This is a genomic window from Allokutzneria multivorans (assembly GCF_039537405.1).
GTDB lineage: Bacteria > Actinomycetota > Actinomycetes > Mycobacteriales > Pseudonocardiaceae > Allokutzneria > Allokutzneria multivorans.
The window spans coordinates 137,428-156,511 of sequence record NZ_BAABAL010000006.1; the positions used below are offsets into that span (position 1 = coordinate 137,428).

General features: G+C 71.9%; 15 protein-coding genes. 8 read left to right on the top strand and 7 right to left on the bottom strand.

All coding sequences use genetic code 11. The features are described 5' to 3' along the window. Nucleotides 1-79 precede the first annotated feature (79 nt). Nucleotides 80-946 carry a hypothetical protein gene (locus ABD798_RS10335; RefSeq protein ID WP_344873198.1) on the top strand — a complete coding sequence of 289 codons (867 nt, stop codon included), beginning with the start codon at nt 80-82 and terminating at the stop codon, nt 944-946. Nucleotides 947-1,089: 143 nt separating this feature from the next. Continuing rightward, complete coding sequence (locus tag ABD798_RS10340; RefSeq protein ID WP_344873200.1) at nt 1,090-2,787, top strand: serine/threonine-protein kinase; 1,698 nt, start codon at nt 1,090-1,092, stop codon at nt 2,785-2,787. A 4-nt stretch (nt 2,788-2,791) separates the two neighbouring features. On the opposite strand, the gene ABD798_RS10345 is transcribed toward ABD798_RS10340, so the two are convergent. Then, nucleotides 2,792-3,703, bottom strand: coding sequence for a LysR family transcriptional regulator (locus tag ABD798_RS10345; RefSeq protein ID WP_344873202.1), 912 nt, complete (start codon nt 3,701-3,703; stop codon nt 2,792-2,794). Nucleotides 3,704-3,810: 107 nt separating this feature from the next. Between ABD798_RS10345 and ABD798_RS10350 the strand changes: the two genes are divergently transcribed. Together ABD798_RS10350 and ABD798_RS10355 are read left to right on the top strand one after the other, a co-directional pair. Next, nucleotides 3,811-4,740: a DMT family transporter gene (locus tag ABD798_RS10350; RefSeq protein ID WP_344873204.1), complete on the top strand. Its 930-nt coding sequence runs from the start codon at nt 3,811-3,813 to the stop codon at nt 4,738-4,740. A gap of 160 nt (nt 4,741-4,900) precedes the next feature. Then, entirely contained in the window at nt 4,901-6,379 is a 1,479-nt protein-coding gene (locus tag ABD798_RS10355) for a serine/threonine-protein kinase (protein WP_425549204.1), read from the top strand. A gap of 135 nt (nt 6,380-6,514) precedes the next feature. Here ABD798_RS10355 and ABD798_RS10360 read toward each other — a convergent pair whose 3' ends face one another. Together ABD798_RS10360 and ABD798_RS10365 are read right to left on the bottom strand one after the other, a co-directional pair. After that, on the bottom strand, nt 6,515-7,219 hold the full coding sequence (locus tag ABD798_RS10360) for a response regulator (RefSeq protein WP_344873208.1): 705 nt from the start codon (nt 7,217-7,219) through the stop codon (nt 6,515-6,517). A 13-nt stretch (nt 7,220-7,232) separates the two neighbouring features. Continuing rightward, on the bottom strand, nt 7,233-8,582 hold the full coding sequence (locus ABD798_RS10365) for a PspC domain-containing protein (RefSeq protein ID WP_425549196.1): 1,350 nt from the start codon (nt 8,580-8,582) through the stop codon (nt 7,233-7,235). Nucleotides 8,583-8,729: 147 nt separating this feature from the next. On the opposite strand from ABD798_RS10365, the gene ABD798_RS10370 reads away from it, so the two are divergent. The 3 genes from ABD798_RS10370 to ABD798_RS10380 all read left to right on the top strand — a co-directional run bounded on the left by ABD798_RS10370 (nt 8,730) and on the right by ABD798_RS10380 (nt 11,501). Next, entirely contained in the window at nt 8,730-10,148 is a 1,419-nt protein-coding gene (locus ABD798_RS10370; RefSeq protein WP_344873210.1) for a PspC domain-containing protein, read from the top strand. Beyond that, nucleotides 10,145-10,369, top strand: a complete 225-nt coding sequence (locus ABD798_RS10375; protein ID WP_344873212.1) for a hypothetical protein — start codon at nt 10,145-10,147, stop codon at nt 10,367-10,369. Before ABD798_RS10370 ends, ABD798_RS10375 begins: the two co-directional genes overlap by 4 nt. Before the next feature lie 85 nt (nt 10,370-10,454). Continuing rightward, a complete protein-coding gene (locus ABD798_RS10380) occupies nt 10,455-11,501 on the top strand; it encodes a LacI family DNA-binding transcriptional regulator (protein ID WP_344873214.1) in 1,047 nt (348 codons plus the stop codon). 261 nt (nt 11,502-11,762) lie between these two features. Here the strand turns inward: ABD798_RS10380 and guaA are convergent, their stop codons facing one another. Continuing rightward, nucleotides 11,763-13,340: a glutamine-hydrolyzing GMP synthase gene (gene guaA, locus ABD798_RS10385; protein WP_344873216.1), complete on the bottom strand. Its 1,578-nt coding sequence runs from the start codon at nt 13,338-13,340 to the stop codon at nt 11,763-11,765. Between the two features lie 162 nt (nt 13,341-13,502). Here guaA and ABD798_RS10390 point away from each other — a divergent pair, with 162 nt between their 5' ends. Further along, complete coding sequence (locus tag ABD798_RS10390) at nt 13,503-14,948, top strand: aldehyde dehydrogenase family protein (protein ID WP_344873974.1); 1,446 nt, start codon at nt 13,503-13,505, stop codon at nt 14,946-14,948. 1 nt (nt 14,949) lies between these two features. On the opposite strand, the gene ABD798_RS10395 is transcribed toward ABD798_RS10390, so the two are convergent. The 3 genes from ABD798_RS10395 to ABD798_RS10405 form a co-directional block, all read right to left on the bottom strand. Beyond that, entirely contained in the window at nt 14,950-16,434 is a 1,485-nt protein-coding gene (locus tag ABD798_RS10395; RefSeq protein ID WP_344873218.1) for an FAD-binding oxidoreductase, read from the bottom strand. 81 nt (nt 16,435-16,515) lie between these two features. Then, a complete protein-coding gene (locus tag ABD798_RS10400; protein WP_344873220.1) occupies nt 16,516-18,090 on the bottom strand; it encodes an FAD-dependent monooxygenase in 1,575 nt (524 codons plus the stop codon). Then, a complete protein-coding gene (locus ABD798_RS10405) occupies nt 18,087-19,049 on the bottom strand; it encodes an MBL fold metallo-hydrolase (protein ID WP_344873222.1) in 963 nt (320 codons plus the stop codon). The genes ABD798_RS10400 and ABD798_RS10405 overlap by 4 nt, the downstream gene beginning before the upstream one ends. Between the last annotated feature and the right edge of the window lie 35 nt (nt 19,050-19,084).

Below are 19,084 nucleotides of genomic sequence, written 5' to 3' on the forward strand. Positions count from 1 at the left end.
CCTCCGAATTGGTGACATTCTTCGCCAGACTCCGGTATTCCAGTCACCGAACGTGTTCTGACTGGAAGGTGGATCAGCCGTGGCTGGCGACAAACGCGAGCGGGGCGCGAAGCGCACGCAGGTGCTCGTCTCCGACCTGCTGCACCGCGAGGGCCAAGCGGCCCAGCGCCCCGCGAACCGGCGCACCGGCATGCGCGCCATCGGCGTCGCGGCGGGCGTGGTCGGGGTCTGCGGCGCGATCGTCGCCGGGACCGTGCTCTTCACCGGTCAGGACGACGGTCAGGCGCAGAACACCTCCCGCGCGCAGAACTACTTCACCGGTGGCCGCGCGGTCCAGCCGAACCTGATCGGCGAGGCCGCGAGCACCAACCCCGAGGGCATCGGCGACGACGAGGGCGAGCAGTCCCCCAGCACCGAGCCCACGACGACGGCGCCGACGACCGGCAAGCCCGCGCCGAACCCGGGCCCGGGTCAGCCGACGCAGGCACCCCAGCAGCCGACGCAGCCCCAGCCGACCAGCGAGAACCGGCCGACGAACCAGCCGGGCCCGAGGCCGACGACCGGTCCCGGTCAGCCGAGCCCGACCACGCAGCCGTCGAAGCCGACGCAGCGGCCGGGCGACGGCGGCGGGCTGCTCGACCCCGTGCTGGACCTGCTGACCGGGTTCTTCCGCTCCGCGCCCGAGGCGCCGTCGGAGGCCTACGAGATGCTCGCCCCGCAGATGCGCTCCGCGGGCGGCGTCGAGGAGTTCCGCGAGTCTTGGAAGGGTGTGCGTTCCGCCACTCTCACCACCGCCAAGGCCGCGGGGGCCAACACCGCGCGGGTCGTCGTCGAGTACGTCTGGGCTGATGGGCGCCGAGTCCGCTCCGTGCAGCGGATCGTTGTCACGGAAGGGTCAGCGCCACGTATCGCGGACGCAACGGTGCTCTCCGCACGCAACCGCTGATCCTCCAGGGGCGTCCCCCTTCGGACTTGCGAACACCAACGGCGCCCCGGGCGCAGAATCACCCACACGGGTGGTGGCTCTAACCTGGGTGCCGTGACCGACACGGGGAGCCGCACGGTGACCAAGCAGAGCGAGGCGGCAGCGTGAGCGACGAAGGTCGCCTGGTTGCCGGGCGCTACCGGCTGGAGCGACGGATCGGCGCCGGTGCGATGGGCGTCGTCTGGCAGGCCCGGGACGAGCGGCTGCACCGCGTCGTCGCGGTGAAGCAGCTGCTGCTGCAGTCCGGCATGGAGGCAGGCGAGGCCGAGGAGGCCAAGCAGCGGGCGATGCGCGAGGGCCGGATCGCCGCCCGGTTGCAGCACCCGAACGCCATCGGCGTGTTCGACGTCGCCGAGGACAACGGCCTGCCGTGCCTGGTGATGGAGTACCTGCCGTCGCGCAGCCTCGCCAACGTCGTCTACGACGAGGGCAAGCTGCCGCCGCGCGAGGTGGCCAGGATCGGCTCGCACGTGGCGGTCGCGCTGGCCGCCGCGCACGCGGCCGGGATCGTGCACCGCGACATCAAGCCCGCCAACATCCTGCTCGGCGACGACGGCTCGGTGAAGATCACCGACTTCGGCATCTCGCGCGCCACCGGCGACGTCACGGTCACCAAGACCGGCATGCTCGCCGGCACCCCCGCCTACCTCGCGCCCGAGGTGGCCAAGGGCTACGAACCGGGACCGGCCTCGGACATCTTCTCGCTCGGCTCCACGCTGTACGCGGCCGTCGAGGGCGTGCCACCGTTCGGGCTCAACGAGAACACCCTGGCGCTGCTGCACCTGGTCGCGGCGGGCATCGTGCGCCCGCCCCAGCTGGCGGGCCCGCTGACCTCGGTCCTGATGCACCTGCTGCGCCCGCAGCCCACCGACCGGCCGACCATGACCCAGGCCGCGGAGTCCCTGCGCGCGATCGCCGAGGGCCGGGCGGCTCCGCTGGTGACGCCGCCGCAGGGCTGGGGCGCGGTGCCGCCGACCACCCAGATCCCCGGTGGCCCCTCGGCGCCGACCCAGACCGTGCACCCCGGGCTGCGCAGCGGCCCGGGCACGCCGGTGCCGGGAAGCCCCGGGAGCAACCCGAACAACCCGGCGATGACCAGGCTGGACGCGCGGCCGCTCAGCGACGCGCCCGCCACCAGGGTCGGGCCCGGAGCGACCAGCATCGGCGGGGGCGGCACGGGCGGGGGCGGAGGCCGCCCCGGGACCGGGCGGGACCGCGACCGGGATCGCGACCGCAGGGACGAGCCGGAGGAGCGCCGCTCCAACACCAAGCCGATCCTGATCGCGGTCGGCGCGGTGATCGCGGCCGCGCTGCTGGGCATCCTGCTGAGCCAGCTGCTCGGCGGGGGCGGCGACACCAGCGGGACCGGCACCCCGTACCCGTCCAGCGACCAGCCGAGCCAGTCCGCATCCCCGCCGAAGCGGTCGTCCGCGAGCAAGTCGAGCACGACCACGGAGACGACGACCACCACCACGGCTCCGACGACGACCACCTCGGCCGCTCCGACGGAGAAGGACTACGTCAACGCGGTCAAGAACTACTACAAGCTGGTCCCGGGCAACCCCGAGGTCGCGTTCAGCAAGTTCTGCGAGTCCTACCGGAGGTCGCAGAACTACACCCTGTACAAGCTCTACTGGGAAAAGATCAAGAGCGTGAAGGTCAGCGACGTGGAGATGACCTCCGACAAGGTCGTGTCCTTCGAGATGGAGACCCTCGCCAAGGACGCCGAGAAGCCGACCACGGAGCAGAAGACGCTGCGGATGTCCTACGAGAACGGCTCGGTCTGCCTCAACAGCACCTGATCGCTCACCGCGCGGCGGCCGCCGAAGCCGCCGCGCGCAGCGCTCGCAGCAGGCCGAGCGTCGCCGGGTTCTCCGCGTCCGCCTCGGGCGTCGCCGCGTAGATGCGCCGCACCGGCTCCGGATTGCGCAGCCTGCGGACCAGCACGTTCGGGTTCACCGCGCGCAGGGCCATCGCCGGGATCAGCGACACACCCAGCCCGGCGGCGACGAAGCCCTGCGCGCTGACGTACTCCCCCGCCTGCACGGCGAAGTCCGGCTGGAACCCGGCGGAGCGGCAGGACTCCAGCACCACCTCGCGGCACTGACCGGGCAGCGGCTCGTTGTCCACCCACGGCTGGTCGGCCAGCTGCGCGAGGTCGACGACGCGCTGCCGCCCCAGCGGGTGCCCCTTCGGCAGCACCGCGCGGTAGGGGTCGTCCAGCAGGTGCTCGAAGCGGATGCCCGGCGCGTACGGCTCCTCCTCGCGCAGCGTGACGGTGATGGCCACGTCGGCGCGGTCGGCCTTGACCTCCTGCAACGGGTCCTCGGGGTCGGTGACCGTGAGGTCGAGCGCGGTCGCGGGGAACTCGCCGCGGAACTCGGCGACGGCGGGCGGCACCAGCACGGCCCCCGCGGTGGTGAAGTAGGTGACCCGCATCCGCCCCGTGCGCCCGGCCCTGAGGTCGGACAGCGCCGTCTCGGCCTCGGCGAGCTTGCTGGTGATCACCGCGGCGTGCTCGGCGAGCAGGCGGCCGGCGGCGGTGGGGCGCACCCCCCTGCCCGCCTTGCTCAGCAGGGTCAGCCCGGCCTCGCGCTCCAGCGTGCTGATCTGCTGGCTGATCGCGGACGGCGTGTAGCCGAGGTTGGCCGCCGCGGAGCTGACCGAACCGGTGCTCACGACGGCGAGGAGAACGCGAAGGCGGCGTACGTCCAGCATGCTGGAATCGTACAGTTCTGCTTAAAGGTCGACTAGAAGTATTCACTTGTCCTGATGCTTGCACGGGCGCACGCTTGGTTCAGAACACCGTGAACCAGGAGGTCAGCGTGACGTCGTCCGGCAGTCTCACCAGGATCGGCCTGCTCGCACTGCTGTGGGGCTCCAGCTTCCTGTGGATCGAGCTGGCGCTGAAGGCGCTCTCCCCCGTGCAGATCGTCTTCGTCCGCGTCGGCCTCGGCGCGCTCGTGCTGGTGGCGATCTGCAAGGCGATGAAGCTGCCGCTGCCGAAGGGCGGCCGGACCTGGATGCACCTGGGCGTCGCGGCGCTGTTCGCGAACGTGCTGCCGTTCATCCTCTTCGGCGTCGGCCAGCAGACCGTCGGCTCCGGCATGGCGGGCGTGCTCAACGCGACGACGCCGCTGTGGACCCTGCTGATCGCCGCGAGCCTCGGCCAGGAGAAGTCCTTCGGACCGCTGCGCGTGCTGGGCCTGGTGCTCGGCTTCGGCGGCGTGATGCTGATCTTCGCGCCGTGGCGGGACGGGGCGGGCTCCGCGATCCCGGGCAGCATCGCGATCCTCGTCGCGGCGCTCAGCTACGGCGTCGGCGCGGTGTACGTGGGCCGCAACCTCAGCGGCAACGGCACGCCGCCCACCTCGACGGCGGCCGGTCAGATGCTGATGGCGACCGCGCTCACCGGCGTGCTCCTGCCCGTCGCGGGCACCCAGCCGGTGCACTGGGAGGTCACGAGCGGGTTCGTGGCCGCAGCCGTTCTCGGCGTGTTCGGCACCGGGCTCTCGTTCCTGCTCTTCTTCCGGCTGATCGCCGACGAGGGCGCGACCGCGACCACGACGGTCACCTACCTGATGCCGGTGGTCTCGGTGGCGCTGGGCGCGATCGTGCTCGGCGAGGAGCTGAGCGTCCGGGTCGTCATCGGCATGCTGGTGGTGATCGGCGGGGTGATGCTCACCCGGCCCCGGCGCCCCAAGGTGGCGCTCACCGTTCCGCCAGTCGAAACGGCGAGGGCTACCAGCGAGTAACCATCTCGGTACAGTAGGTGGTTGCTCACAGGTAGGTCCCGGATTGGTCCATCGGTTGGCTTTGGTTCCCCTCAAGGCTCTAGCCTCCCTCCCCGTGGATGGCGCGGATCACACGCTCGCCGGGCGCTACCGCCTGCAGGACCGCATCGGCAGCGGCGCGATGGGCATCGTCTGGCGCGCGACCGACGAGCTGCTCAGCCGGACGGTCGCGGTGAAGCAGCTGCTGCTGCCGCCGGGCATGGACGCGGAGGAGGCCGAGGAGGCCACCCTGCGCGCGATGCGCGAGGGCCGGATCGCCGCCCGGCTGCACCACCCGAACGCGATCACCGTCTTCGACGTGGTGCAGTCCGACGGCGTGCCGTGGCTGGTGATGGAGTACCTGCCCTCGCAGAGCCTGGCCGCGCTGGTGCACGAGCGCGGGCCGCTGGAGCCGCGCGAGGTCGCCAAGATCGGTTACCAGGTGGCCGCCGCGCTGGCCGCCGCGCACGAGGCCGGGATCGTGCACCGCGACATCAAGCCGGGCAACGTGCTGATCAGCTCCAGCGGCACGGTCAAGATCACCGACTTCGGCATCTCCCGCGCCACCGGCGATGCCACCCTGACCAGGACCGGCATGCTCTCCGGCACCCCCGCCTACCTGGCGCCCGAGGTGGCCGACGGCGCCGAACCGGGCATGCCGTCGGACGTCTTCTCGCTCGGCTCCACCCTGTACGCGGCGGTCGAGGGCGTGCCGCCGTTCGGGCTCAACGAGAACACCTTCGCGCTGCTGCGCGCCGTCGCCTCCGGCGAGGTCCGCAAGCCGGAGCGGGCGGGCGAGCTGGAGGAGCTGCTGGCCTGCCTGCTCACCCGCGACCCCAAGGCACGCCCGACCGCTGCCGAGGCGCTGCCGATGCTGGAGGCCATCGCGGGCGGCTCCCGGCCCAAGATCGTGGCGGTGCCGAACTGGACCTCCCCGCAGGCGCTCGAGGAGAAGACGCTGCGCCGCCGCAGGGCGGGCGTGATCGCCGTGGCGGTCGCCTTCGCCGCGGTGGTCGGCGCGCTGGTGACCTCGCTGCTGGTGCTCAACCAGCGGCAGGTGGCCACCGCGGGCCCGCCCGGCGAGACCAGGACCATCACCTTCGGGCCGGGCCCCGGCGTCAGCGGCACGACCGGTCCGACCGGCACGTCCTCGCCCGGCAGCCGCGTGAGCACGCTGCCCGGCGGTGCCGTGGTGCCCGTTCCCAGCGGCGACGACCACGTCCCACCGCCCCCTGGCGCACCGTCGCAGCCGAGCCAGAGCCACCAGCCGCCGCCCGCGCCGACCACGACTCCGGAGACGCCGAGGAACCGGCTGATCAAGGATGCCGTCCGGCAGTTCTACGACCTGCTCCCCGGCAACACCACCGCCGCCTACCAGCGCCTTGCCCCGGCGACGCGGCCCACCCTCGCCGCCTTCCAGGCGCAGTGGGCCGACGTCGAGTCGGTGAAGATCCAGCGCGGCATGCGCGTGGTCGGCGACGCCGTGCACCTCACCTTGAAGATCAAGAGCAAGGGCATCACCGCCGCGTCGGCCGCCTACGTGGTCTCCGCGGTGGTCTCCGGCGACCAGGTGCAGATCGGCGCCATCAAGCAGGGCGGCACCGGCGGCGAAGGCCCCTGACCCCGGCCGCAACGGTGGCCACCCGCGAAAGCCCCCTTTGGTGCGTTGAACTCCCTGAACGGGTCGTTTGGTGCGTTGAGCGCACTGAACGGGTCGTTCAGTGCGCTCAGGTACCTGAACGGGTCGTTCAGTGCGTCAGACGAGGCGGCGGTCGGAGGCCCAGCGGGAGAGCTCGTAGCGGTTGGACAGCTGGGTCTTGCGCAGGACGCTGGAGACGTGCGTCTCGACCGTCTTGATCGAGATGAACAGCTCCGAGGCGATCTCCTTGTACGCGTAGCCCCTGGCCAGCAGGCGCAGCACATCGCGCTCGCGCGGGGTCAGCAGGTCCAGCTCGGGGTCGCGGATGGGCGCGGCGCCCGGGCGGTCGGCGAAGGCGTCCAGCACGAAGCCGGCCAGCCTCGGCGAGAACACGGCGTCGCCCTCGGCCACCCGGCACACCGCGTCGGCCAGCTCGCGCCCGGAGATCGTCTTGGTGACGTAGCCGCGCGCACCGTTGCGGATGACGGCGATGACGTCCTCGGCGGCGTCGGAGACCGACAGCGCCAGGAAGACCACCTCCGGCTGGGCGGGACGGGCCCTGCGCAGCACCTCGGCGCCGCCGCCGTCGGGCATGTGCACGTCCAGCAGCACCACGTCGGGCTTGAAGTGCGCGATGCCCGCGACCGCCTCGTCGACGGAGCCGGCCTCGCCGACCACCTCGACCTGGTCCTTGGCCGCGTCGAGCTCGGCCTTCACCCCGGTGCGGAACAGCGCGTGGTCGTCGACGAGGAAGACCCGCACGGGGCCGGTGCGCGCCACCGGGGCGGTGGTCTCCTCGGGCTGCTGCTCGCTCTCGCTCACGGCGCGTGCCTCCTCAGTTCGGGCTTCGTGGCATGGTCAGCTGGATCTCGGTGCCCTCGCCCAGCGCGGTGCGCAGGCGGACCGAACCACCGTGCCGCTCCATCCTGCCGTGAATGGAGTCCGCCAGCCCGTGGCGGTCCCCGGGAACCGATTCCGGGTCGAAGCCCGCGCCCCGGTCCCTGACGAACACGTGCACCTTGTCACCCTCGACCTCGGCGTAGACGCTGATCTCGCCGACCCCCGCGTGCTTGGCCGCGTTGACCATGGCCTCGCGGGCGGCCTGCACGAGCGCGCCGATCTTCTCGTCGACCGGGCAGTCACCGACGACGACCTGCTGGACGGTGATGGCGAAGGTGTCCTCGACCTCGCCGCAGGCGGTGGGCACGGCCTCGGCCAACGTCCCGCCGGGCACCGCCGCGAAGCCCGGGCCGTCGACCCCGTCCTCACCGTCGGCCTCGCCCCGGGTCTTGGCGCCGTAGCCGGAGGGCCCGTACAACCAGCTGCGCAGCTGGCGCTCCTGACCTCGGGCGAGCCTGCGCACCTCGCGGGCGGTGTCGGCCTGCTTCTGGATGAGCGCGAGGGTCTGCAGCACCGAGTCGTGCAGGTGCGCGGCGATCTCCGCCCGCTCCTCGGTGCGGATGCGGACGCGGCGCTCCTCGTTGAGGTCGCGGACCAGCCTGATCCACCACGGCACGGTCAGCACCGCGACGCCGATCAGGGTGGTGACGACCGCGAGGAGCACGAACTGGAGCTGACCGATCCGGCTGCTGCTGCTGGTCAGCAAGGTCGCCAGACCCGCGATCAGCAGGCCGACGCCCGCCAGCATCCTGGCCGCTGCCGACCATCCCCCGGTGCCGAGCACCGCGCCGCTGATGCCGGAGCGGGCACCGTCGCGCCACCGCCTGCGCTGGGCGTCATCGGCCTCGCGCCAGACCACGCCCGCGCCCGCGAGGGCGACCGCGAACGAGCCCAGCAGCATGAAGTTCACCTGGTTGGTGAACGAGAGCACCGCGATGCCGAGACCGGCGCCGACGGTGATCACGCCGATGGCCTGCTGGCGCTGCTTCGGGGAGTCCTCGTTGCCGCCCGCGCGCTTCTGCTGCGGCACGAACACCCACAGCATCGCGTAGGCGAGCGCACCCGCCCCGAGCAGGCCGGAGAGCGCGACGAAGCCGATGCGCACCCACAGCACGTCCATGCCGATGTGGTCGGCCACCCCGCCGGCGACCCCCGCGACGACCTTGCCGCGACGTCGGCGGAACAGCTTCGGGGGGTCTCCGGGCCGCTGCGCCGGCGGGCGCCCCGGCAGAACTGGCACCGTGCCGGTCTCGCCCTGATGGACCTGCGCATTCACACTGGGCATCGTCACACGCGCGCGGGCACGCGGTCATCAGGGATGAACCCCGAAGCACCCGGCCGGAACCCCGAGACGGGATTTCAGGGGTGCTCCCGGATGTCGGGCGAGGCGCGTGGCGGCAATCTTGTCATCGTGAACGGGACAGGCGGGAACATGAGCGTCGAGGAGACGCTGCGGGACTTCTGGAAGACGCGCCCGCGGCGTCCGAAGCGGGGCCGCAAGGTCGCGGGTGTCGCGACGGCCATCGGCAACAGGTACGGCATCGACCCGGTCCTGGTGCGGGTCGCCTTCGTCGTGTTCGCCATCTACGGCGGCCTCGGCATCCTGCTGTACCTGCTGGCCGTCCTGTTCTTCCCGCAGGAGGGCGACAGCGGCTCCCCGGCGGGGGCGCTGCTCGGCAGGGGCGCGAGCTCCACCTCCGCGCTGGCCACCGTGCTCCTCGCGCTGATGCTGCTGCCGCTGAGCGGTCTGCTGCTCGCGCTGCACGTCTGGTCGGCGATCATGGTCGCCGCGCTCGGCGCCGGGCTCTACGTGCTGCACAAGAACCGCGGCGCGCACCGGCAGCCCGCCACCCCGACCGGTCCCGTCGTGGTGAGCACCCCGATGACCACCGACAACGGCTTCCAGGGCTCGGAGTTCCGCACGGAGACCCTGCGCCAGCCCGGTCAGCAGGAGACCCAGACGATGACGACCGACCAGCAGTCCACCGCCGCTCCCGCCGACGGCGAGCAGGTGCGGCGGGAGACCGCCGAGCACGCCCAGGAGAACCCGCCCGCATGGGACCCGCTGGGCGCGGCACCGTTCGCGTGGGACCTGCCGGAGCCCGCCGCCGCGGTCGACGACGAGATCGAGCCGCAGCCCAGGACCCGCTCCAAGATCACCGCCGTCACGGTGGCCGTGAGCATCATCGTGGCCGGTGTCATGGGCCTCGGCGTGCTGGACGGCTGGGTGCCCGACCACGTCGCGGCGGGTGCGGTGACCGCGGTGCTTGCCGCCGGTCTGCTCGTCGGAGCCTTCCGCAAGGGCGGAAAGGGTCTGGTGCTGCTGGCCATCCCGGCGATCGCGGCGACCGTGACCCTGGCCAACGACGCGAGCTGGCGCGACTACCAGAGCCGGTTCCAGGGCTATGACAGCTCCATCGGCTCCTACTACGACAACAGCGGCAACTACTACGGCACGCAGACCTGGACGCCGCGCAGCTGGGACGAGGTGAAGCGGGGCAGCGACCTCGCCACCGGCTCGGCGACGGCCACGGCGGGCTCGTTCATGTTGAAGCAGGGCACCGCCAGGCTGGATCTCAGCCAGCTGCCCCCGCTGCCCTCCGGCGAGCAGGTCCTGGTCCACGCCTGGGTCGACCAGGGCACGCTGCAGGTGACGCTGCCGCAGGGCGAGACGGACGCCGACATCACCTGCTACGCCAAGAGCGGCACGGTGAACTGCCTCGACCAGGTCGGGCGCGGCTCCGACGTGCGCAGGGCAGCGGTCAGCCACGGCACGGACAACACCTCCGGCGGTGGCCGGATCGTGCTCAACGCAGAGGTCAAGAGCGGAAAGGTGGAGGTCACCCGATGACGGACGAACAGCAGCCGCAGGGCGGCCAGCAGCCCTCGCGCAAGGGATTCAGCGTGATCGTCTTCCTGGTCGGCCTGGTCGCGGTGTGGGCCTCGCTCTACGGCTTCACCAAGGGCCGGATCGTCGACCTGATCGAGCCGAACTGGCTGCTCGCCGGGGCCGCGGTGCTGGTGGGCTCGCTGATGCTGATCAACACGCTCAGGCCGCAGCGCAAGCGCTGAGCTCGCGGGTGGTGCGCGGTGCCGCCGGAGAGGTGTACAACCCTCCGGCGGCACTTTCGCATAGGCTGCCCGGACCGAGCGCGCGATGGGGGTGACGGAGCTGTCCAGCACAACGCGTGGGGCCAGCAGGCCGACGCTGGAGGACGTGGCCAACGCCGCTGGTGTCTCCAGGGCGACGGTCTCCCGAGTGATCAACTCCTCGCCCAAGGTGAGCCCCGAGGTGCGCGAGACCGTGCACAACGCGGTGCGCAAGCTCGGCTACATCCCGAACCGGGCGGCTCGGACACTGGTCACCAGGCGCACCGACGCCATCGCGCTCGTGCTCTCCGAACCGGACAACAAGTTCTTCGCCGACCCGTACTTCGCCACCGTCGTCAGGGGCGCGGCCACCGAGCTGTCGGGCTTGGACATCCAGCTGGTGCTGATGCTCGCCGACCAGGGCGAGGACGGCGGCCGCATCCTGCGCTTCCTCTCCGGAGGGCACGTGGACGGGGCGCTCGTGCTGGCTCCGCACCGCGATGACCCGCTGCCCGCGCAGATCGCCGCGCTGCCGCTGCCGTCGGTGTTCGGCGGCAAGCAGTGGCTGCCGGAGTCCGAGGTGCACGCGGTCGACAACGACAACGTCGCCGGTGGCCGCGTCGCGACGGAGCACCTGCTCGGTCTCGGCAGGCGCACCGTGGTCAGCGTGCTCGGCCCCGCCGACGAGCAGTCCGCGCGGGACCGGCTCCAGGGCTGGCAGGAGGCGACCGGGGCGGACGCCGCGCGCACCGAGGCGTGGACCGCTCAGGGCGACTTCACCCAGGAGGGCGGTGAGCGCGCGATGGCCGAACTGCTGGAGCGAGTGCCCGACCTGGACGCGGTGTTCGTGGGCAGCGACCTGATGGCCGTCGGCGCACTGCACGCCTTGCGCGCCGCGGGCAAGCGCGTGCCCGAGGACGTCGCGGTGGTCGGCTTCGACGACCAGCCCACGATCGCGCCCTACACCGACCCGCCGCTGACCTCGGTCAAGCAGGACTCAGCGGAGCAGATGCGCACGATGGTCCAGCGCCTGGTCGAGCTGCTCAACGGCGAGGACGTGCCGACCGGCCGCGAGGTGCTCCCCGTGGAGCTCGTCCGCAGAGCCTCGGCCTAGGCCCTGTCCTGCAAGTCACCGGGTCTGCCGGTCTTCAAGACCACCCAACCCCCACCCCAGCCGTCTTCAACGACGGCAAACCCCGCAACACCGCAGGGTTTACGGCGGTTAGCGATGATCAACAGCGGGGTTTGCTGGTCTTGAAGACACCCCAACCCCCGGCGACACCGTGACCGGAATACACAGCGCAACCACTTGCAGGACAAGCCCTAGCCCACGCAGAACCGCGGGCGGACCCGAAGGCCCGCCCGCGGCTGGTGGTCACTCCCACTCGATGGTGCCCGGCGGCTTGCTGGTCACGTCGAGCACGACGCGGTTCACGTCGGAGACCTCGTTGGTGATGCGGGTGGAGATCCGCTCCAGGACGTCGTAGGGCAGGCGCGTCCAGTCCGCCGTCATCGCGTCCTCGCTGGAGACCGGGCGCAGCACGATGGGGTGGCCGTAGGTGCGGCCGTCGCCCTGCACGCCGACCGAGCGCACGTCGGCCAGCAGCACCACCGGGCACTGCCAGATGGTGCGGTCCAGTCCGGCGGAGGTCAGCTCCTCGCGGGCGATGGAGTCCGCGGAGCGCAGGATCTCCAGGTTGCGCGCGGTGACCTCACCGATGATGCGGATGCCGAGGCCGGGGCCCGGGAAGGGCTGGCGCTGCACGATGGTCTCCGGAAGGCCCACCTCCAGGCCGACGCGGCGCACCTCGTCCTTGAACAGCGCGCGCAGCGGCTCGACCAGGTCGAACTTCAGGTCGTCCGGCAGGCCGCCGACGTTGTGGTGGCTCTTGATGTTCGCCGCGCCGGTGCCGCCGCCGGACTCCACCACGTCCGGGTAGAGGGTGCCCTGCACGAGGTAGTCGAAGTGCTCGCCGGACTCCCCCGCCTCGGCCTGGAGGTCGCGGGCCGACTGCTCGAAGACGCGGATGAACTCGCGGCCGATGATCTTGCGCTTCTCCTCGGGGTCGGTCACGCCCGCGAGCGCGCCGAGGAAGCGGTCCTTGGCGTCGACGGTCACCAGGCGCACGCCGGTCGCGGCGACGAAGTCCCGCTCGACCTGGGTGCGCTCACCGGCGCGGAGCAGGCCGTGATCGACGAAGACGCAGGTGAGGCGGTCGCCGATGGCGCGGTGCACCAGCGCGGCGGCCACGGCGGAGTCCACGCCGCCGGAGAGCGCGCAGATTGCCTTGCCGGTCTCGCCGACCTGGGCCCGCACGGCGGCGACGGAGTCGTCCACGATGGACGAGGTCGTCCACTGTGGACGGAGGCCCGCGACGTCGTGCAGGAAGCGGCGCAGCACCTCCTGGCCGTGCGGGGAGTGCAGGACCTCCGGGTGGTACTGCACACCGGCGAAGCGGCGCGCGGTGTCCTCGAAGGCAGCGACCGGAGCGCCAGTGCTGGTCGCGGTGACTGTGAAGCCCTCGGGCGCCTTGGTCACGCAGTCGCCGTGGCTCATCCACACCGGGTGCCCGGCGGGCAGGTCCTGGTGCAGCGCGCCGCCGTCGCCGACCACGGTCAGGTCGGTGCGGCCGTACTCGCGGGTGCCGGTGTGCTCGACACCGCCGTCGAGCGCGCTGGCCATGGCCTGGAAGCCGTAGCAGATGCCGAAGACCGGGACGCCCTGCTCGAACAGCGACGGGTCGACCTGGGGCGCGCCCTCGGCGTAGACGCTGGAGGGGCCGCCGGAGAGCACGATCGCTGCCGGGTCGCGAGCGATCATCTCGCTGACCGGCATCGTGTGCGGGACGACCTCGGAGTAGACCTGTGCTTCGCGCACCCGCCGTGCGATCAGCTGGGCGTACTGCGCCCCGAAGTCGACGACGAGCACGGGACGCTGGTTGCTGCTGGGCACGTCGGAGATACCTCCTGGTCACGGACGCACGACGGGCCCTCATCGTCTCAGCCCGCCCACCGACCGGCCTAATCGGGCCAGTACCGATGTGACCAGAAGATCACCTGTTGGGGGCGGCGGCTCCCGCATACCGTGTGCCCCATGAGTGCCGAGGACGACGCGATGACCGCCGTGACCCCCGCCCCGCGCCAGTTCTGGATCGCGGGCCGAACCGCGACGGGCGAGGACGTGACGGTCGTCCGGCACCCCTACGACGGCTCCGAGGTCGCCTCGGTCTCCGTGCCGACGGCGGAGCAGGTCGAGCGCGCCGTCTCCGCCGCGGTCGACGTCGCGGCGGCCTTCCGGGGCACCCCCGCGCACGAGCGGGCCGGAGCGCTGGAGCACGTCGCGAAGCGCCTGCTGGAACGGACCGAGGAGATCGCCGAGGTGATCACCGCGGAGAACGGCAAGCCGCTGCGGTGGGCGCGCCTTGAGGTCGCCCGCGCGGCCAACACCTTCCGCTTCGCCGCCGAGGAGGCCAAGCGCTTCACCGGCGAGCTGATGCGGCTGGACACCGACCCCGCCGCCGAGGGCCGGATGGCGATGGTGCGACGCTGCCCGCGCGGGCCCGTGCTCGGCATCGCGCCGTTCAACTTCCCGCTGAACCTGGTGGCGCACAAGGTCGCCCCCGCGCTGGCCGTGGGCGCTCCGGTGATCATCAAGCCCGCGCCGCGCACCCCGCTGACCGCGCTGCTGCTGGGCGAGCTGCTCGCCGAGACCAAGCTCCCGGAAGGCGCGTTCTCGGTGCTGCCGATCGGCAACGAGGCCACCATGGAGCTGGTCCGCGACCCGCGCCTTCCCGTGGTGTCCTTCACCGGCTCCGGCCCGGTCGGTTGGTCGATCATGGACGCGGCCCCGCGCAAGCACGTCGTGCTGGAGCTGGGCGGCAACGCCGCGGCAGTGGTCTGCGGCGACTGGCAGGACCTGGAGTTCGCGGCGCGGCGGATCGCGCTGTTCTCCAACTACCAGGCGGGTCAGTCCTGCATCGCGGTGCAGCGGGTGATCGTGGACCGCTCGGTCGCAGAGGAGTTCACCGCGCGCCTGGTCGACGCCGTGCGCGAGCTGCGCACCGGCAACCCGCACGACCCGGAGGTGGAGGTCGGCCCGCTGGTCGACGAGGCCGCGGCGGAGCGGGTCGAGGAGTGGATCAACGAGGCCACCTCGGCGGGCGCGAAGGTGCTCGTCGGCGGGGAGCGCGAGGGCTCGACCGTCTCCCCCACCGTGCTCGTGGACGTGCCCACCGACGCCAAGATCTGGGCGGAGGAGATCTTCGGCCCGGTGCTCGCGGTGTCCGTCGTCGACGGGGTCAACGAAGCGTTCGCGCAGGTCAACGACTCCGCTTACGGCTTGCAGGCCGGGGTGTTCACGCGCGACGTGCAGGTGGCCTTCCGCGCGTCCGCTGAGCTGGAGGTCGGCGGTGTGGTCATCGGCGACGTGCCGTCCTACCGCGCGGACCAGATGCCCTACGGCGGTGTGAAGTCCTCCGGTTTCGGGCGCGAGGGCGTCTCCTCGACGATGAACGACTTCACCGAGGAGAAGGTCACGGTGTTCGCAGGGATTCGGCTGTAGTTCAGCGCGTGCGCAGGCCCTGGGCGAAGGCGAAGACCCCGTCCGGGTCGTAGGTGCTGGAGATCTGGCGCAGGCGGTTGAGGTTGTTGCCGTAGTACGCCTGCGGCCAGTCGCGCTGCGCCGGGTCGATGTAGTTCACGTAGGCGCCGCGACCGGCGTGGTCGGCGATCGCGCGCTGCGCGTTGTCCACGTGCGACGCCACCGCGCGAGCCTGTCCCGCCTCGGTGTCCGCGTAGACCTGCACCGTGGCGAGGGCGTTGCGGTGCGGGAACGCGGACGCCGTGGCGTCCACTGTGGACACTGCGCCGCCGAGCGGGTCGAAGAGCAGGTCCATGTCGGGGAGGTCGTTGACCAGTGAGACGAGCTTGCTGGGGTCGTCCATCCGCTTCTCCACCACGCGCGAGGACGCGACGAAGCCCGTCTTGCCGGAGCTACCCGCGAAGTGCCGCATTGCGGACGCGTAGTTCATCGTCTGCGAGCTCCGGTTGGCGATCCGCGCGCCGGAGTTCTTCGCGAGCTGGTTCAGCATCGTGCTGACCCGCCCGGCCGCTCCGACGAAGCAGCCGCTCACCCTCGCCTTCGGCGGGCTGCCGCCCTCGACCACGCAGTTCGCCCACATCTCCGGCGGTGCCTCGGAGATCCAGTCCTGCCACGCCCCGAGCACCTCGGCGGCCGAGCCCGGCGCGAACTCCAGGTGGAAGACGGTGAGCTGGGACGGCGCCGCCTCGGTGCTGAACTCGAAGGAGGTGACGATGCCGAAGTTGCCGCCGCCGCTGCCTCGCAGCGCCCAGTGCAGGTCGGAGTCGCCGTCGGCGGAGGCCATCCGGTTGACCCCGTCGGCGGTGACGATCCGCGCGGACAGCATGTGGTCGGCGGTGAGGCCGAACTTGCGTGTCAGCACTCCGAGCCCGCCGCCGAGCGCGAGCCCCGCGATACCGACGGTCGGACACGTTCCCGCAGGCAGGCACCGCCCGCTGGCCGCGAGCGCCGCGTAGACGTCGGAGAGCCGGGCACCCGCGCCGATCTCCGCGACCCCGTCGTCGCGGACCTCGACCGAGTTGAGCGAGCGGAGGTCGACCACCAGCGCCTTGTCGGGACAGCTGTACCCGGCGTAGCTGTGCCCACCGCTGCGCGCGGCGATCGGGGTGTGCGAGCGCCGGGCCATGTCGATGCAGGTCTGCACGTCCTCGACGCCGCGCACCTGGGCAACGGCCTCCGGCGAGGTCTTCGCCAGCGCGGTGTTGAACGGCCGCGCCGCTTCGTAGCCGTTCTGGCCGGGGCGGGCCAGGGTGCCCTTGAGCCGTGACTTCAGGCCGTCCCAGTCCATCGGCGCGGCGGTCGTGGTGCTCGGCGGGGCCGTCGTCGTCGGGTCGACCGTGGGTGTCGGTGTCGTCGTCTGACCGCCCTCACCGCAGGCTGTCAGCAGCGCGAGCGCGCCCAGCCCGCCCGCGGCGCGCAGAAAGTTCCGACGATCGACGGCAGACACCCGGATCACCTCCGAGAAGAGCGGTCGGCGGACCGCGACATGAGAAACACCAACGAGAAGGTCGGCGTCAGGGCGAACTCTTCACCATCCTGATGCCCGACGCAGCGCACTGACCAACGCCGCGCCGAGGTAACCGTCCCGGAAAAGAGCGGCGAGGTGACCGTCGGGCCGGACCAGGGCCGCGGACCCCGGCGAAACGCGAAGGGCATCCGCGAGAGCCCCGTTGTCGTCGGCCTCCTCCAGGGACTGCACCTGCACCGGAGGGCCGTCGACGGGCAGCCGCACCGGGATGTCCAGCGTCAGCAGTGTGAAGACCGGACCGAACGTCGGCCGCAACCGACCGCCGGTGGTCAGCGGCGCGTCCGGGCACAGGACCCCGGGCAGCGGCGGGCGGGGCACCCCGGGCTCACGCGGGAACGCGGCGACCTCGGTGGGCTGCGCGGGCGTGGTCAGCGGGGAGTCCAGGTAGTAGTAGGGCTCGGCGAGCTTGCCGGAGTCGATCCAGCTCCGCGCTCCGGGATCGTCGACGCTGCGTTGCAGCACCTCGTTGCGGTAGGCCCGATCCGCCGCCGTGCGGGGCACGAGGAAGCGCATCGTGTCGCCGGTGACGCGCAGGTTCTCCTGGGCCGCCGCGCGCCGCTCCACGTTGTAGGAGTGCAGCAGCGCGGGCCCCGCCCAGCCCTGCCGGTCGAAGGCGATCTTCCACGCGGCGTTCTCCGCGTCCTGCGCGCCGGAGTTCAGCCCGCGCGCGCCGAACGGGCTCATCACGTGCGCGGCGTCGCCCGCGAGCAGCACCCTGCCGACCCGCATCGTCGGGACGCAGCGCTGGTGGAACCGGTACGCCGAGGCCCACACGACCTCGAAGTCCTTGTCCCCCACCACTTTTCGGATGCGCTCGGTCAGCCCGCCGTTGGCGTCCTCCGCCGCGAGGTCGAACTCCTCGGGCACCTGCCAGTCGATCCGCCACACCCGGCCGGGCTGCGGGTGCACCAGCACCTGGCGGCCGGGGTTCCACTCCGGGTCGAAGAAGAAGCGGCGCTCCGGCGGCAGGTCGAGGTCGGCCTTGATGTCGGCGATCAGGAACTTGTCCGGGAACGAATGCCCCCGGAAGGGCAGCCGCAGCAGCCTGCGGACCGTGGAGTGCGGGCCGTCTGCGGCGATGCAGTGCGTGCCGCGCACCGTCACCAGACCGTCCGAAGTGGACGTTCGCGTGATGGTGGCCGCGCGGACGGTCACGCCTTCCTCGTCCTGGTCGACCTCGACGACCTGGTGCCCGCAGCGCAGGTCGACCAAGGGTTCCTCGGCGACGCGCTCCAGCAGCATCCGTTCGAGGTCGGGCTGCGGGAGGTTCACGAACGGCGGGAAGCCCCCGGCCTCCGGGTGCGGCAGCTCCATCGTCAGCAGCTCGTGCTCGCGGTAGTACGTGCGCCCGAGGTACCAGGTCACGCCCTCGCGCGCGGCGCGCGCGCCGACACCGATCCGCTCCAACAGGTCCAGCACGTCGCGCTGGATGCAGATCGACCGGCTGCCGACCGGCGTGTGCGCGGGCAGCGCCTCCAGCACGACCGTCGGCACGCCCGCCCTGGCCAGCAACAGCGCGCCGATGAGGCCGACGGGGCCTCCCCCGACGATGACGACCGGCTCGTCGCGGCTCATCCCCGGTCCTGCAACAGCGCCCAGACCTCGCGGTCGCGTTCCGGTGTCCAGATCGTGGGGTGCTCGACGCCGTCCAGCTCGTCCCAGAAGCGCTGCACGTCGAAGGGCAGGCAGTGCTCGAAGATCGGCCACTTCCCGTAGGTCGGCTCCAGCTCGCGGTGCGCCGCGTCGAAGGCGGCCCGGATGTCCCCGCCCGCCTCGTGCACGGACGCGACGGCGCCGGTCAGGCCCAGCAGGAAGCCTCGCGTCTGGGTGATCGCCGCGGTCACGCCCTCGCGGCCGTGCACGACGGCGCCCCTTCCACCGACGAGGACCTCCGCCTCCAGCAGTTCGAGGTTCTCCAGCGTGCCGAGCCACTCGCGGTGGTAGGCGTCTCCGGTGTAGAGCGCGGCCTCGGACTCGATCAGGTCCCCGGCGAAGAGGATCTTGCGGTCCGGCAGCCACAGGTAGGCGTCGCCCCTGGTGTGCCCGCGCCCGGCGTGACCGAGCACGAGGTCACCGCGGTCCCCACCCAGCGAGATCGACATCGTGCCGTCGAAGCAGAGGGTCGGCCAGGTCAGCCCGGGGATGGACTCGGGCTCCTTGAACAGCCTCGGCATCCTGGCGAACTCGCTCGCCCAGTCCTGCTCGCCGCGCTCGCGCACCAGGCCGAGGGTGTCGACGTGCATGACGACCTCGCTGGCCCCGAACGCGCTGGCCCCGAGCGCGCGAACCGCGTGGTAGTGGCTCAGCACCAGGTACTTCACCGGCTTGTCGGTGTGCTCGCGCAGCGCGTCCAGCCAGTCCCGCGCGGAGGCCGGGGTCGCTCTCGCGTCGAAGCAGACGAGGAAGTCCTCCCCCTCGACGGCCCCCACGTTCGGGTCGCCCTCGGAGGTCAGTGCGTAGACACCGTCGGCGAGGACCTCCAGCGTCTCGGACTTGGGCGAGGTGTCGGCGCTGGACGCGAACGGCTTGGGCACCCCACTACTGTGCCAGCGATCACGGCGCGTGGGAA